Source organism: Pseudoalteromonas sp. UG3-2, from assembly GCF_037120705.1.
GTDB lineage: Bacteria > Pseudomonadota > Gammaproteobacteria > Enterobacterales > Alteromonadaceae > Pseudoalteromonas.
Genome location: NZ_JAWLJU010000002.1, coordinates 2,986,379 through 3,000,979 on the forward strand (window position 1 = coordinate 2,986,379; position 14,601 = coordinate 3,000,979).

Below are 14,601 nucleotides of genomic sequence, written 5' to 3' on the forward strand. Positions count from 1 at the left end.
TTTATTCTATATTTAGTTAAAATAAATAGTATTACGGTCGATAATGAACTCGTCTTATTTTAAAAGGTGTATTTATGAGTCTAGGTAGTGCTTTTGCTGATCTGAGTATCACCAAAAAGATCCACGCAATCACATTGGTCGCGGTGGTGGCTTTTGTCGTTATCGTCTTTGTTAATTATAATGCCATAAACTCCAATCAAAAGGCGCTGACAGAACTTGAGTTAGAAACTTATAAAATTCTTAACCTCACTACTGAAAATGCTAATAAGCTGCAAAACTTAGACGAGTTATACACTCAAGCGGTTACCTTTGGCGACGCTGAGCTATTAGACAAAGCGCAGGAGCAACAACAACAGATCCTCGCCAACCTAAAAAAAATTGAGTCAGTACAAAGCGGCTTTATGCCCAGCAACAGTGATGATGAGCTACAACAATACGCCAACATCGCTCGGCAAATTGCCAGTGGCATGATTGATGGCACAGCTGACTTTTCCCGTATTCAAGAAGATGCCCGTAAAAAAACAGAAATTTACGAGGCGCTGGTGGCGGATTTTAGCAGCGCTAAAAACAACGCCCATAATCGTTTTATTGAACTACTTAAAAATACCGAAGAGCGCTCTGCCGATGCCTTGACTATCATGTTGATTGTCGCGGTCATCTCTTTAATTGTACTTATCTTTTTAGCTGTAATGATTGCCAGAGGAATTGGTAATTCAGCTAAAGATGCCGCGCAAAACTTAAAGTTACTGGCGCAAGGGGAGGGGTCGTTATCCACCACGCTAAATGTTCGCTCACACGATGAAATTGGCCAAGTGTCTGTCAACTTCAATGAGTTTATTGCGCTACTCAAAGGCGCAGTGCTTGAGGTAATGAGCGTGGTGGAACCACTTACCCATGATTCTGGTCGTTTAGTCAAAGGCATGGAAAAAGCGGAGTCCGCAACCAACCAACAAACCCACGATGCTGAAGTAGTTAAGCAATCGATGGAAGAAATGCGTTTAAGTGTTGGCGATATCTCGCAATCGGCTTCTCAGGCCTCAGATGCAGCGCAAGTTGCTGAACAGGAGGTTGAGCAAAGTAAGCAGCAAATACAGGTCTCAGTTAACGAGTCTCAGGCGTTAAGTGAAGAAATAAACCAAGCGGCAGAAACCATTAATAAGTTGGCCGACGACACCCAAAATGTCACACAAATTTTGAACGTGATCACTTCCATTGCTGAGCAAACGAACCTGTTGGCACTCAATGCGGCCATTGAAGCGGCACGAGCTGGTGAGCAAGGCCGAGGCTTTGCTGTGGTGGCCGATGAAGTGCGTGAACTGGCATCACGAACCGCACAATCGACCAATGAAATTCGTGAATTGCTGAATGTATTAACCGATGCGGCGAATCAGGCGGTAAAAGCCATGACCAGTGCCAGCAGTATGGCCATTAATAATGCAGAGGCGGCAGCGCAGACTGGGCAGTCGATAGAGCAAATTTCAGAGCAAATTTTGTCAATTAACAGCATGAATGGTCAAATTGCAGCGGCTACTGAAGAGCAAACCTCCGTGGCGGCCATGGTGGTTGATAACGTGACCTCGATGCACCAGTCATTCCAAGACACCATGCAAGCCTTATCTGAGGTGCAAGATGTGGCAGAAAACCTCAACTCGCACTCGGATAACCTAAAAGACGCCACTTCTAAGTTCCGAGTTTAATCGCGCTGATGACTCTAAGCTAAATGGTTGTAGAAATAAAAAAGAGGCTATCTAAGATAGCCTCTTTTTTTTATGCTAGGCGCGAAGTATTAAGTATTAGTAACTCGCAACTACTTTGACTGTATTGTTTACAGCTGCGGCATCAACATAGCCAATGGCGTTGGCATTGCTGCTGACAAAGTCGAGTACCGCTTGATCATTGGCTAACTTTTTCGGCGGCGTGCCCTTGCCGGTGAAAACCAATTTTGACCAATGGGCGTTAAGCTGTGAGCTCGACTTGCCAATGACTTTGTCATTAAACTCATCAAATAGGGCGGTAGCATCTTGGTTTACTGGTGTTGCACTGCTGCCATCAGCAAATGATTTAGCTTTGCCTAAGAACAGCTTTTTAATCGTATTTTCGTCCACCGTAGCGCCATTTTGTGCGTTTACTATGACGGCAATATCAGCAACAGCGGCTTGACTGCTAAGGGCTAAGCCAAGTGCAATAATGGTTTTTTTGATCATTTTTGCTCTCCCTAAAATACTAAATCAATGCCGAAGCTTAATAGCTCAGCTTTTTCATTGCTTAGGGTGTTGTCGAATTGATTCAATTCAACTTTAAACGCCGCGGCTGGGTGGAAGTCGTAGCGAGCGCCTACACTCCAGGTTTCAGACTCTGAGCGCACGCCATTCAGCGCGCCATTTACTAAGCTGCGAAGGTAAGGGGCGTTGGCATTGCTAGGATCTGTGGTCACTGGAATCGTCGCACCGTTAGCGGCATTGATCGTCAGTGGTACGGTATTAAACTCATCCGCACCATTTTTATCTTCATTGTGCTCGTAAGTTAGGTGTAAGGTCCAGGCATCTAAGCGGTAGCCAAAAGAGGCATAGTATTGTTGTTGCTCGGCCAGAATACTATCGTCGACTTCGAATTGGGTGTATTCGGCATCAAATAAGAAATCATTGTAATCGATTGAAAAGCCCACTGCGGCGAAGTAGGCGTCATCCTCATCGATAGCAATATTATTAGCCTGCTCAGAAAGACCAAAACCATTAAGGCCGGCAAGCAAGCTGCTCAGCTCTGGGCTATTGGCGGCACTAATACTGGCTTCCGAGACAAAGTAGGCTACGCGAGCGCTGAACCAATCTTTACTTAAGGTCCAATTAACACCTAGGGTGTTATCCAATTGCGCTGCATCGGAGTTAGTGATGGCGACGATATCATCATCAACACTGCCAAAGACAAATTGTGCTGAGCTGTCCCAGTCACCTAAGGTACTGTTGTGTAAGTAGCTAACACCGTTATAGGTGCTAAAGCTGAGGTTATATACCGATTGTGGTGGCTTTATCCAGCGATAGGCGTAGCCGACATCTAAAAAGTCCGAATAGCGATAAAAAGGAATGCGCATTTTACCGGCGCTGAACTGCGATGAGTCAGACAGGCTATAGGTCATATACGCCCACTCAAACTCGGCATCAAAGTCATTTTTGCCACGGCCAACAATTTGTGCGGTCGCGGTGAGGTTTTCTTGCAGATCTGCAGAAAGTTGCAGTGCAAACAGGCTGCGGTTTTCTAGATCAAAGTCGTTATCGTAACCATAGAGCGTATCTTCACTGTCTAAGGTTTGCCCGCCAATAATTGAGGCGAAGCCATTGATACGTATTTCCGCTGCGCTGCTGAAGCTGGCTGTTGCCAGTGCAACTGACAGAGCAATCGCTGATTTATTCATATTAAATCCCATTTACTTGCAAAGAGTGGTAGGTCTGAAAAACACATTGAGTGTTACTAAGTGGTTGTAACCAATAATATTGATCGTAGAAGAAAAGCCATAAACTGCAAGTTTAGAGCCTAGTAAGCACTTATTAATTAACTTAGTAGTAGCAGTTTTTGGCTATTTATCCCAGCTACAACAGCTCATCAGACCAGACTATTTTACCTGAAAACGAATAGAATGTGAGGACTTATGGCCACTTTTCTATTTATAATCAATAAGAAAGGTAATCTATTAACGTTTTGACTGAGTGATTTTTTCTGCTTGCACCTTGCAAGCATTATGCTGCTCGATGCATTTATCTAAGCAAATCTGCATCGACATGGTGTCGGGAGTATTTTGTTGCTCGCATCCGCGCTCACACTGGTAACTTTGTTGTGCACACTGGTTTAACTCTGGAGAGAGGGTGTTAGTACAGCCTGCCAAAGCAGTAATAAACAGCAATGTGAACGCGAGCTTCATATCTTTTCCTTTCTCTACACGGAGACTTGAATGTTATCGATTAGTCGCACCTTGCCTAGGTAGGCCGCAGCGAGAATAACCAATTGTGTGTCTTTTAGTGTAGCAGGCTTTAAGGTATCCCTGTGGCAAATATTAAAATAATCTGGTGTGAGTCCTGCACTGGTTAAGGTTTCTACTGCCTGTTGCTTGATGGCCGCGAAGTCTTTATTGCCTGAGCTCAGTGTTTCTGCAGCAGACTTTAAGGTTTGATAGAGTACTTTAGCGGTCTCCTTCTCAGCATCGCTCAAATAGCCATTGCGTGAGCTCATTGCTAAGCCAGACACTTCGCGTTGAGTCGGTACGCCAATGACTTCGATTGGCATGGATAAATCTTTTACCATGGTTTTGATGACTTGCAGCTGCTGAAAGTCTTTCTCACCAAAGCAGGCAAAGTCAGGTTGCACCAAGTTGAACAGCTTCGTCACTATGGTGGCAACCCCTCTGAAGTGGCCTGGTCGCGCACCGCCGCAGTGATCTTCGGATACGCCTGGAACATCAACAAAGCTTTGACTAGCTAAACCATAAGGGTAAATGGTGGCCACTGTGGGAGTAAATACAATGTCGGTATCGAGTTCGGCAAGACCTTGCTGATCTTGCTCTAATGTTCTTGGGTAGCTATCTAAGTCTTCGTTAGCGCCAAACTGCATAGGGTTAACAAAAATACTCACAACCACTTTATCTGCCAGTGTTTTCGCTTTTTCAACCAAGGAGTAGTGACCACGATGGAGGTTACCCATGGTTGGCACGAAGGCGATGCTTAGCCCCTGCTGACGCCATGCTTTTACCTGGCTGCGCAGTGATTTAATTTCAGAAATTGTTTGCATGTTTTACTCTTGCTTCAAGCGCTTGCGCGGTTAATTAAACTCATGCTCAGCCGCAGGGAAGGCGCCTGACTTAACGTCATCACAGAATTTTTTCACGGCATCTGGCATGTTACCGGTTTCGGTTAAGAAGTTTTTCGAGAACTTAGGTATATAGCCTGCAGAAATACCCACTAAATCATGCATTACCAAAATTTGACCATCGGTCTCTTTACCTGCGCCAATGCCAATTACAGGGATAGAAACGGCATCGGTAATTTGTTTGGCGAGAGCCGAGGGGACGCATTCAATCACCAATAGCTGTGCCCCTGCTTGTTCTAATGCTTTGGCATCATTAATCATTTTTTGTGCTTGCTGTGAGTCGCGACCTTGAATTTTAAAGCCGCCAAAAACATGCACCGATTGCGGTGTGAGACCAAGGTGGCCGCACACTGGGATCCCTTGTTGCGTTAGCGCCTTAATACTATCATGAAGCCACTCACCGCCTTCTAGTTTGACCATGTTGGCACCGGCGCGCATCAGTTGAGCTGCATTCTCACACGCTTTTTCTGGATTGGGATAACTCATAAATGGCATATCGGCGATAACAAAAAGCTCGCGACTCCCTGCGCGAACACAGCGAGTATGATAAGCCACGTCATTGGTGGAAACGGCTAAGGTGTCATCACCCCCTTGCAGCACCATGCCCAAAGAGTCCCCAACCAATATGACGTCGACGCCATGGTCGTAAAATAATTTCGCAAAACTTGCGTCGTAGGCGGTTAAGGAAGTGATTTTAGTTCCTTCGCGTTTCATTTTGGCAAGTGTAGAGACGGTGATTTTTGCCATGATTAACCCCTTTGGTTTTTATTATAAGGCTTCAAGCCCATTGAGCGGCAAAGTTGCACTGAGTGATTGTAACTTAGTGCCGTTGGGCAAGGTTAACTCAGGTGCTATCTCCAACAAGGGATAGACCACAAATTCACGTTCTGCCATGCCGTAATGAGGAATGGTCAGCCGTGGTGTGTTGATGATTGCTTGGTTAAATAACAGTATATCTAAATCTAGCGTACGAGGTCCCCAACGTTCCGCTTTGCGCACGCGACCATGCTGTTGTTCTATTTGCTGTAACACATCAAGCAGCGCTTCGGCTTCGAGCTTAGTGGCAACCTGAGCCACCGCATTGACATAGTCAGGTTGATCCTGAGGGCCCATTGGCTTTGAACCATATAAGCGCGAGTGTGTTTTTAGCTCGAGCTCAGGGTGACTCTTAAGCACCGCCAAGGCGCGCTGGAGTTGCGCTTGTGGCTCTGCTAAATTGGCACCAAGACCGATATACGCGATATTCATTTACTCTTCTTTCGGTTTACGTCTAGGTTTACGGCGTGGGCGGCGCTTCGGCTTACCTTGACCGCCAAGGTTTCTGACCATTTCTTTTTGGCCGTTGACGTCTTGCTTTAAATACTCGCTCCACCAGTTTGCCAGCTCTTGCTGTTGCTGCTCGCCACTTTCTACCCGTAATAATAAGAAGTCGTAAGCAGCCTTAAAGCGTGGCTGCTGACTAAGACGATAAGCACGTTGGCCTGAGCGTCTATCTAAACGCTGTTGAATATGCCAAATATCTCTGGCGCCTAATGTAAAGCGTTTTGGTACGGCGACTTGCTTGGCATTGTCAGCAAGCACCTGGTTAACCGCTTGCATAAAGGCATCGTGATCGTTCATGCCATCGGCCTTTAATGCTTGGCTTCGCTCTAAAATAGGGAACCACAATAAAGCCGCATAGATAAAGGCAGGCGTCACCTTTTTGCCGGTATTGATGCGCTCATCGGTATTGGCAAACATGTTTGCAATAAACTGGCGTTCAAAGTCGCTTTCAGGTCGAGTTAAAATGCTCTCTAGGGCTGGAAATAACTGTCCGAATAGGCCAAATTCACGTAACTGTAAAAAGTTGGCTTGTGCTTTACCGTTCAAAAACAGCTTTAGCGTTTCTTCAAACAATCGTGCCGCAGGGATGTGACCTAACAAGGGCGCTAATTCTTTAATCGGCGCTCGCGTTGGTTCTGCAATGGTCATGTCCAGCTTAGTGGCAAAGCGCACCGCCCTTAGCATACGCACGGGGTCTTCGCGGTAGCGTGTTTGTGGATCGCCAATTAGCTCGATTTTTCTGGCTTTGATCGCTTCAACGCCACCGGCAAAGTCGCGCAAAGAAAAGTCATTAATGGAGTAATATAAGGCATTAATAGTGAAGTCGCGACGTTCTGCATCTTCTTCTATGCTGCCATAAACATTATCGCGCAGTAGTTGACCATGCTCACTGGCTTTACTGATGTTGTTGCTAGAATCGTCAACCTGATGGTGGCCGCGCATGGTCGCCACTTCGATGACTTCACGACCAAAAACAATATGGGCAAGACGAAAACGTCTGCCGATCAGGCGACAATTGCGAAACAGCTTTTTGACTTGTTCAGGAGTGGCGTTGGTAACGACGTCAAAATCTTTTGGCTCAATACCAAGTAAAATATCACGAATACAGCCACCCACTAGGTAAGCATCGTAACCGCCATCTTTAAGACGGTAGAGCACCTTAATGGCGTTGGGACTGAAGTGTTTACGAGATATGCCATGCTCGCTACGAGGAATTATCGCAGGGTTTGGGTTGGCTGATACCACCATATCATCGCCTTTTCCAGATACCATCTGGCGGCAGAAGTTTACAAGCTTGGAAATAATAACTCGTCTCCTGAGCAATCAAGTCTATAAATGAAATAGATGAGCCAAGTTTTTGTGGTTAAAACCGCTCACTTTAAGGCTCGCTATCATATACTCAATCGCGGCTAAATTGAAGTACTAGGATACAGAGGTTGAAAACTGAATTGACCCTTTTCAGTTGAGTTTAGCTGAATTTCTTGCACTTTAGGGATGCTGTTACGGCAAAACAGGGTTGTGGCGTGTTCTAGCAACTGCTGGCAATTATGGTAATCAGCCAGCTCGCCCACGGCAATATTAAGATAGCGCATAGCGGCATGAAGGGTTGGCAGTGGCTGTTGCTTGTCAATTGCTGGAGCGTGGTTTTGCTTTGACAGTTTAAAACCAGGTTTGGCAACGGCCAAAGGCACATGGGCATACAAAGGCTCGGGTTGCTGAAGTTGGCGAAATAAACTTATTTGCCTTGCTGTGGGTTCAACTAAATCGGCACCGCGCACCACATGACTTATTTGCTGCGCAATGTCATCAATGACGACCACCAGTTGATAAGCAAATAGGCCATCTCGGCGCTTAATAATATAGTCTTCACTGGCTAATTCAGGTGGTACATTGATATCACCTAAGATGGCATCTTGGAACTGCGTTACAGGAAAGTGCTGTTGCAAGCGTAGGGCATTGTCCTGCCATGGTAAGGATAGAGCTCTGCAGTGGTTATTATAATGCCCGCCCATGGCTTTTATCTGCTTTCTAGTGCACTGACAGGCATACACTAGGCCAGAGTCATGCAAGTGTTCTAAGTAGTCTTGGTAGAGAGTGTGACGCTGTGACTGATAAACGGGTTGTTCATCCCAAGTTAGTGCAAAGGCTTCTAACGTATGAAGAATATCGCGGTCGGCACCGGCAACGACTCGAGGGGTATCAATGTCTTCAATCCTAACTAACCAGCTGCCTTGATTGCTGCGGGCATCCAAATAGCTGGCAACGGCCGCAATGAGCGAGCCAAAATGTAACGGCCCGGAGGGCGAGGGAGCAAATCGACCACGATAGCTCCCTGAGGGCATTGTGCTTGGGGACATAATTGGCTGAGATTAACCTCTGCCTTGTTGCTTTTCTTTAATCTCGGCTAAAGATTTACAATCCACGCACAGGTCAGCAGTGGGTCGCGCTTCTAGACGACGAATGCCAATTTCGATGCCACATGACTCGCAAAAACCAAAGTCATCGTCTTCGATAAGTTGTAACGTTTTTTCAATCTTCTTGATTAGTTTACGCTCGCGGTCGCGAGTACGCAGTTCAAGAGAAAACTCTTCTTCTTGTGCTGCACGGTCCACAGGATCAGGAAAGTTCGCCGCTTCATCTTGCATGTGCGTCTTAGTGCGATCGACTTCATTACGTAGATCTGAACGCCATGCTTCTAAAATCGCTTTGAAATGCGCACGTTGTGCGTCATTCATATATTCTTCGCCTGGCTTTTCTTGATAAGGTTCTAACCCGGCTTGAGCCAATAACCCTAGTTTTTTCTGGTCTGGCATACCATTCTCCTAAATCCTTAATACATAACCCCAGCTTCCGCCGGCGGGTATAAATAGCAAAATCTTTACCCCTTAGCAAACACTTTTTTACCCTAATTGTCAGCTTATTTTTTCAAACTGAGCAAAAGGAAGTAAAAATCTGCTCCCCCTATATTGGGGTGGGGACAATAAAATCAACCACTATAAAACGGAATTTGCTGCGAAAGGATCACTTGCGTGTCATCAATGGTGGCGCGATAGGCCATTATTTCGACACCAGCGGCTAACGCCTCTTGGATTAACTGAGCGTATTTGCTGTCAATGTGTGCTGCCGGCTTAACACTGTTAATCCCGGTGTGCAAAGCCGCGAATAACAGCACTGCACGATGGCCTTGTTGTTTAATATGTATTAGTTCACGAAGGTGCTTTTGGCCTCGCTGGGTTTGTGCGTCAGGAAAATAGCCTTGCTGGTTTTCAAGTAAGGTCACCGACTTGACCTCAATATAGCAGTGCTCGGGCTCAGCAGTTGTACTTGGTTGACTCAGTAATACGTCAATACGGCTATTTTCAGCACCGTACTTCACCTCTGTTGTCAGTTCGCTGTAGCCACTGAGGGCGGCGATGCGTTGCTGTTGTAATGCCTCTACCACCACTTTATTGGCCATCGCAGTATTCACACAAATAAAGTTCCCCGCCTTATCTTGAGTGAGTTCAAGGGAGTGGGGGTATTTGCGTTTTGGGTTGTCGCTGCTGGAGTAGTAGGCTTTAAAACCTGAGTCAGCGCAGTTGGTCATGCGGCCGGTATTGGCACAATGAACGGTAAAAACGCTATTTTGGTCATCTTGTAAGTCGACTAAAAAGCGTTTGTAGCGCTTAATTAATGTTGCTGGGCGCAATTTACTAGAAAACTTCATTGGTCGCTTTGGGTTGGGGGAATTTAGTGCCTAGTGTACACTTAACAGCACTAACAAGCACAAGAGTGAAAAGAGAATGTCAGATAAATTTATTGTACGACTCAGCGAAGAAGCAAAGCCGGCTTACCTTGCTTCTGGCGCGGCACTGTCGTTTGAAAAGGACGGTGCTGTTATTCATCTAGAACAAGATGAAACCTTAAAAAACATTCAAAAAGCAGCGCGAGCTATTGCTCAGCAAGGTGTTAAGCAAGTGCAGCTCGACGGCGAGCTATGGTGTACGGAGTCGCAGTGGGCGTTTTATCAGGGCTTTGTATCACCCAAAGCACTAGACAGCGTGGTGTTCACAGACAATGAACAGTCTGATTTAAAGGAACTGGAAGCATTAAAAAATGCCGCCACTTGGATGCGTCAAATGATCAACGGCACAGCCGAAGACATTTACCCTGAAAGCCTTGCCGGCAAAGCGGCCGAGTTTATTCAATCACTGGCGCCGGAGCATGTGAGCTACCAGATCATTAAAGGTGATGCCTTGTTGGAGCAGCAGTGGATAGGTATTCACGAGGTTGGACGTGGTAGTGAGCGTCCACCGGTATTATTGGAGCTTGACTACAACCCAAGTGGAAATGAAGATGCACCAGTTAGCGCAGCCCTAGTCGGTAAAGGTATTACCTTCGATTCTGGTGGTTACTCTATTAAGCCTAGTGAAGGGATGCTAACCATGAAATGTGACATGGGTGGCGCTGCTACTGTGACTGCCGGTTTGGCGCTGGCTATTCAGCGTGGTTTTGACCGTCGCGTTAAGCTTTACCTTTGCTGTGCTGAAAACCTAATTTCTGGTCACGCTTACAAGTTAGGTGATATCTTAACCTATAAAAACGGTACCACGGTGGAGATTGTTAATACCGATGCTGAAGGCCGTTTAGTATTAGCAGATGGTTTAATGGCGGCAGGTGAGTCTGGTGCCGAGTTGATCATTGATGCCGCAACGCTTACCGGTGCCGCATTAATGGCGGTGGGTCAAGAATACAATGCGCTATTTGGCTTAGATAAAGAGTTGGTGTCTGATGTACAGCAATTTGCCAGTGAAGAATTTGAAGCCGCATGGCCGTTACCATTAGAAAAGTGGCACCAAAATAACTGCCCATCACCGTATGCCGATACCGCAAATAGTCGAGCACAAAAAGGTGGTGGCTTTGGTGGTGCTTCCAATGCCGCTGGTTTCTTATCGCGCTTTGTGCCAAATGAAGGCAAAGGCTGGGTACACATCGACTTGGCTGCTGCATTCCAAAACTCAGGCACTGGTCAGTGGTCTGCGGGCGCAACCACACTAGGAATGAGAACAGTGGCGAGAACGCTGCAGGAAAAAGCCTAATCACTTGCTGGGAGTGAGCGTTTGCTCACTCCTATAACCCTACTATGACAGTAACGCTGCAGCTAAGCGGACAAAATCAGAAGACGTCAGAATCCCCATTAATTTATCCTCTTCATCAACCACGGGCATACAACCGTGACGGTTATCGACAAAAAAGCGCACCACATCTTGCAATGATTGCTGTGGCTGCACACTGGCAAAGTCTACCGCCATAATTTCTTGCACCAGTGTTTGCTTTTCTTTGCGCTCCAGCGCATTGGCGCCATAGGTGGCCATGATCCCCATTACTTTGGCAATCATAATCTTCTGCGTCAACATGCCTACTAAAACGCCGTCCTCGTTTATCACCGGAATATGACGAACATTCTTTTCCTTCATTAAATTATGGGCATCGTGCAGGGTATTGCTCGCGGTCACGGCAAAGGGATCGGGAGTCATTAAATCGGCAACGGATTGCTTCATACTTATACCTTCTACTTATCTTCACTGCTGTAATTTTAGCTTTATTTCAGCGCTTTGCATGGTATCAAGATCAAGTTTTGAACCTTTTGTGGAACATTTAGTCCACACTCTAGGTAAAATAATAACAATCACTAAGGAGAAAGCGGTGAAACCACTTGCCCATTTTATTTTGGCCGCAGGCCTATTGAGTCAGGCGGCCTTGGCCGCTCAGCGAAGTGTGGACTACGATGAGATTAACAACGTGCTTGATATTATCGTTAACCAGGCACAATCGCCTTATGTCCTGTCTAAGTTCCAAGTTGAAGTAAAAGACCCCAGCATCAAACTCACTGACGTGAAGCTCTGGCTTGAGCGAGAAGGGCAAATGTTTGCTCAAGGAGAAATCGCCACAGACGGTAGCATTACGTTACCTATTTTGCCCAAAGAACAAGCCGAAGATGTGAAGCTCGTTATAAATCAGGAAAAGGGGGCCGTTGCAATAAGCGTAAATATGGATTTAGCGCCGATCACTAGCCAGCAGGTGAGCTACCGCGAGCTATTCGTACTGTTAGAAGATATGAATAAGTTTGTTGATGAAATGGCGGGCGGCTTGTCTTGGTTTGCACCTAACTATGAAGAGTTAGAGTTTACCTTCGGCGAAGCGGCTAAAGTGCACTTTCATGATGCCAACGGCAATAAAGTGGAATTTGTTACCAATGATGAGTTTAAAACCCACATCCCCTTAAAAGCACAATGGATGAAACACAATCCTACCATCGAGTTTAGCGCTTTACCTGAAGCCTTTGCTCCTATCGACTAAGCGAGCCAGTGAGAAGAGTTACTAGTTTTGTAAGCTAACCCTGCTGGCAATACTGGGCTGTTGCTCTGCTAACTTGGCTAAGCGAATGTATTTTTGTTCAACCAACTTTGAGAGCGTCACCAACTGCCCTGGTTGGCGCTCGAATTCTGCCAGTTTGCGCTGTAAAAAAGCTAAGGTTTCAGGGTAGGGGTGAGCGATAACCACCACATGGCGCTGTTTGGCTAGCAGTTGCAGGGTGTGCTGCCACTGCATCTCCAGCGCCGCTTCTGAGACATCATTATCGAGAAACACTTGTCGTGCAATATTCTTCACGCCATAGAGGTTTGCAGCATGTTGCGCTTGGCTTTGGCTGGTGGTGCGGCTATCTAAAAAGTAGAGCCCGCGTTTTTTTAAAATTTCCATGGTCCACTTCATTGGCTCTATTTGTGCTGTTAGCTCTGAGCCCATGTGGTTGTTAACGCCTTTAACTTGCGGCAAAGTGGACAAAGCATTGCCTAAGGTCATTTGTAATTGCCACTTTTCCATGGTGGTGGTTAACGCACCTGGACCCAGCTTTTTACTCTTGTCTTCGGCCTGCATGGGGACGTGTAATAATAATTCCCGCTGTTGTTGACTGGCAGCAAAGGCAAACTGTTGCGAAAAAGGGGTGTGCGGCAAGATCGAAAAAGAGACCTCTTGAGGAAGCCGAAGTAATGCAAGGTCACGTTGATGATTACCAACATCATCAATGACGATAGCGAGTTGTGCTGCTGTCGCTGCCGATGAAATCAGCAGTAGCAGTAGTCCTGTTATTATTTTTAGCACACAAATTATTATTATCGTTATTCACCCTGGGGTGAGTTTTTATTGTGATTGAACTAGCGCCAAGGCCTTTGGCCAATGTGAGGCAAGCTGTTCAATTCCTGTTGTTTTGTTTGATTCTTCACCAGTTATTATAGCGCTTTTATCGACAAGGGAAAGCGTTTGTTTGCTAAAGTGTACGTCTGGCTCTACGCCTTTGCCCTCAATGGAGCTGCCGGCAGGGGTAAAGTAGCGAGCAGTGGTGAGTTTTAGGGCGGTGGTGCCATTGCCAATTGGGATAAGCGACTGCACTGAGCCCTTACCATAAGAAGTCAGGCCAACGACTAAAGCGCGCTTATTATCTTTTAACGCTGCGGCTAAGATTTCTGCGGCGGAAGCCGAATTATGATTGATCAACACTAAAATGGGCGCGCCATTTAAAATGTCGCCTTGCTGAGCGACATACGCTTGGTTGGCATCATAGAATCGTCCTTTGGTGGTCACTATGGTGCCGCTGTCTAAAAACAAGTCTGAAATGGCAACGGCGCTGCTTAGCGTACCGCCAGGGTTATCGCGTAAGTCAATCACTAACTTATTTAGCGTGGTACCTAGCTGGCTTTCAAGTTGGTTGATGTGTCTGGCGACATCGTGAAAAGTATGGTGGTTAAAGCTATTAACACTAATGTAGCCTGTTCCCTCAGGCAGTAGCGTGCTGGCAACGCTTTCCAAGGTAATTTCACGGCGTTGTAAGTGCAGCTGAACTTCTGTTTGCTCTCTTACCACAGTCATAACAATTTGCCGCTTTTGCGCCGCTCGCAACAAGGCCGATACATCTGAAATGGTTTTGTTTTCGACATTGTGCCCGTTGATGGATTTAATTTTGTCGCCGGCTTTGATGCCACTGTTTGCCGCTGGTGAGTTAGGGATAGTAGCTAAGATAACCACAAAGTTTTCACGTTCTTCCACTTCAATACCCAAGCCGGTGTAGCGACCATTAGCGGCACTGAAAATCGACTCTAGTTCTTGCTCATCAAGGTATTTTGAGTAAGGGTCTAGTTGTTCAAAGAGGTGGTCGACATTGTTGACATTAAAGCGGCTCAGGGGCACGTCTTCGACATAATAAGTGTGAATATGATAGAGAATTTCATCCACTTGTTGTGCTGAAAGTTTATTGGTTTGGGCGTGCGTTAGGGCGCTAAAACAAAGTAATAGCAAAAACACCAGCACGGCAAGATAGCGTGCTGCCAAGGTGTAAAAGCGGTGATGTTTATTCATGTGCTGCTCCTCTTAGGTGCAGCACGGGTT

16 protein-coding genes are annotated in these 14,601 nt (G+C 46.2%); 3 read left to right on the forward strand and 13 right to left on the reverse strand.

The window, feature by feature from the left end; genetic code table 11:
* Positions 1 to 74 precede the first annotated feature (74 nt).
* A complete protein-coding gene (locus R3P39_RS16455; protein ID WP_336568838.1) occupies positions 75 to 1,697 on the forward strand; it encodes a methyl-accepting chemotaxis protein in 1,623 nt (540 codons plus the stop codon).
* A 96-nt stretch (positions 1,698 to 1,793) separates the two neighbouring features.
* On the opposite strand, the gene R3P39_RS16460 is transcribed toward R3P39_RS16455, so the two are convergent.
* From R3P39_RS16460 to sfsA, 10 genes are all read right to left on the reverse strand, one after another.
* On the reverse strand, positions 1,794 to 2,204 hold the full coding sequence (locus tag R3P39_RS16460) for a phosphate ABC transporter substrate-binding protein (RefSeq protein WP_336568839.1): 411 nt from the start codon (positions 2,202 to 2,204) through the stop codon (positions 1,794 to 1,796).
* Between the two features lie 11 nt (positions 2,205 to 2,215).
* Entirely contained in the window at positions 2,216 to 3,409 is a 1,194-nt protein-coding gene (locus tag R3P39_RS16465) for a porin (RefSeq protein WP_336568840.1), read from the reverse strand.
* 276 nt (positions 3,410 to 3,685) lie between these two features.
* Positions 3,686 to 3,913 (reverse strand): hypothetical protein, encoded by a 228-nt coding sequence (locus tag R3P39_RS16470; protein WP_336568841.1) that lies wholly within the window; start codon positions 3,911 to 3,913, stop codon positions 3,686 to 3,688.
* A 14-nt stretch (positions 3,914 to 3,927) separates the two neighbouring features.
* Positions 3,928 to 4,776, reverse strand: a complete 849-nt coding sequence (panC, locus tag R3P39_RS16475) for a pantoate--beta-alanine ligase (RefSeq protein ID WP_336568842.1) — start codon at positions 4,774 to 4,776, stop codon at positions 3,928 to 3,930.
* 30 nt (positions 4,777 to 4,806) lie between these two features.
* The gene (gene panB / locus R3P39_RS16480) at positions 4,807 to 5,601 is read right to left on the reverse strand and encodes a 3-methyl-2-oxobutanoate hydroxymethyltransferase (protein ID WP_336568843.1); all 795 of its coding nucleotides are present in this window, start codon (positions 5,599 to 5,601) and stop codon (positions 4,807 to 4,809) included.
* A 21-nt stretch (positions 5,602 to 5,622) separates the two neighbouring features.
* A complete protein-coding gene (gene folK / locus R3P39_RS16485) occupies positions 5,623 to 6,102 on the reverse strand; it encodes a 2-amino-4-hydroxy-6-hydroxymethyldihydropteridine diphosphokinase (RefSeq protein ID WP_336568844.1) in 480 nt (159 codons plus the stop codon).
* Positions 6,103 to 7,449, reverse strand: a complete 1,347-nt coding sequence (pcnB, locus tag R3P39_RS16490) for a polynucleotide adenylyltransferase PcnB (protein WP_336568845.1) — start codon at positions 7,447 to 7,449, stop codon at positions 6,103 to 6,105.
* Between the two features lie 137 nt (positions 7,450 to 7,586).
* Entirely contained in the window at positions 7,587 to 8,534 is a 948-nt protein-coding gene (gluQRS, locus tag R3P39_RS16495; protein ID WP_336568846.1) for a tRNA glutamyl-Q(34) synthetase GluQRS, read from the reverse strand.
* Between the two features lie 12 nt (positions 8,535 to 8,546).
* Positions 8,547 to 8,990, reverse strand: a complete 444-nt coding sequence (gene dksA / locus R3P39_RS16500) for an RNA polymerase-binding protein DksA (RefSeq protein WP_336568847.1) — start codon at positions 8,988 to 8,990, stop codon at positions 8,547 to 8,549.
* Positions 8,991 to 9,163: 173 nt separating this feature from the next.
* Positions 9,164 to 9,883 carry a DNA/RNA nuclease SfsA gene (gene sfsA / locus R3P39_RS16505; RefSeq protein ID WP_336568848.1) on the reverse strand — a complete coding sequence of 240 codons (720 nt, stop codon included), beginning with the start codon at positions 9,881 to 9,883 and terminating at the stop codon, positions 9,164 to 9,166.
* Positions 9,884 to 9,959: 76 nt separating this feature from the next.
* Between sfsA and pepB the strand changes: the two genes are divergently transcribed.
* On the forward strand, positions 9,960 to 11,255 hold the full coding sequence (gene pepB, locus R3P39_RS16510) for an aminopeptidase PepB (RefSeq protein WP_336568849.1): 1,296 nt from the start codon (positions 9,960 to 9,962) through the stop codon (positions 11,253 to 11,255).
* Between the two features lie 42 nt (positions 11,256 to 11,297).
* On the opposite strand, the gene R3P39_RS16515 is transcribed toward pepB, so the two are convergent.
* Positions 11,298 to 11,717 carry a CBS domain-containing protein gene (locus R3P39_RS16515; protein WP_336568850.1) on the reverse strand — a complete coding sequence of 140 codons (420 nt, stop codon included), beginning with the start codon at positions 11,715 to 11,717 and terminating at the stop codon, positions 11,298 to 11,300.
* 145 nt (positions 11,718 to 11,862) lie between these two features.
* Here R3P39_RS16515 and R3P39_RS16520 point away from each other — a divergent pair, with 145 nt between their 5' ends.
* Positions 11,863 to 12,516, forward strand: coding sequence for a DUF2987 domain-containing protein (locus R3P39_RS16520; protein ID WP_336568851.1), 654 nt, complete (start codon positions 11,863 to 11,865; stop codon positions 12,514 to 12,516).
* Between the two features lie 21 nt (positions 12,517 to 12,537).
* On the opposite strand, the gene R3P39_RS16525 is transcribed toward R3P39_RS16520, so the two are convergent.
* Positions 12,538 to 13,284, reverse strand: coding sequence for a divergent polysaccharide deacetylase family protein (locus R3P39_RS16525; protein ID WP_336569342.1), 747 nt, complete (start codon positions 13,282 to 13,284; stop codon positions 12,538 to 12,540).
* 75 nt (positions 13,285 to 13,359) lie between these two features.
* Positions 13,360 to 14,571 carry a S41 family peptidase gene (locus R3P39_RS16530; RefSeq protein ID WP_336568853.1) on the reverse strand — a complete coding sequence of 404 codons (1,212 nt, stop codon included), beginning with the start codon at positions 14,569 to 14,571 and terminating at the stop codon, positions 13,360 to 13,362.
* Between the last annotated feature and the right edge of the window lie 30 nt (positions 14,572 to 14,601).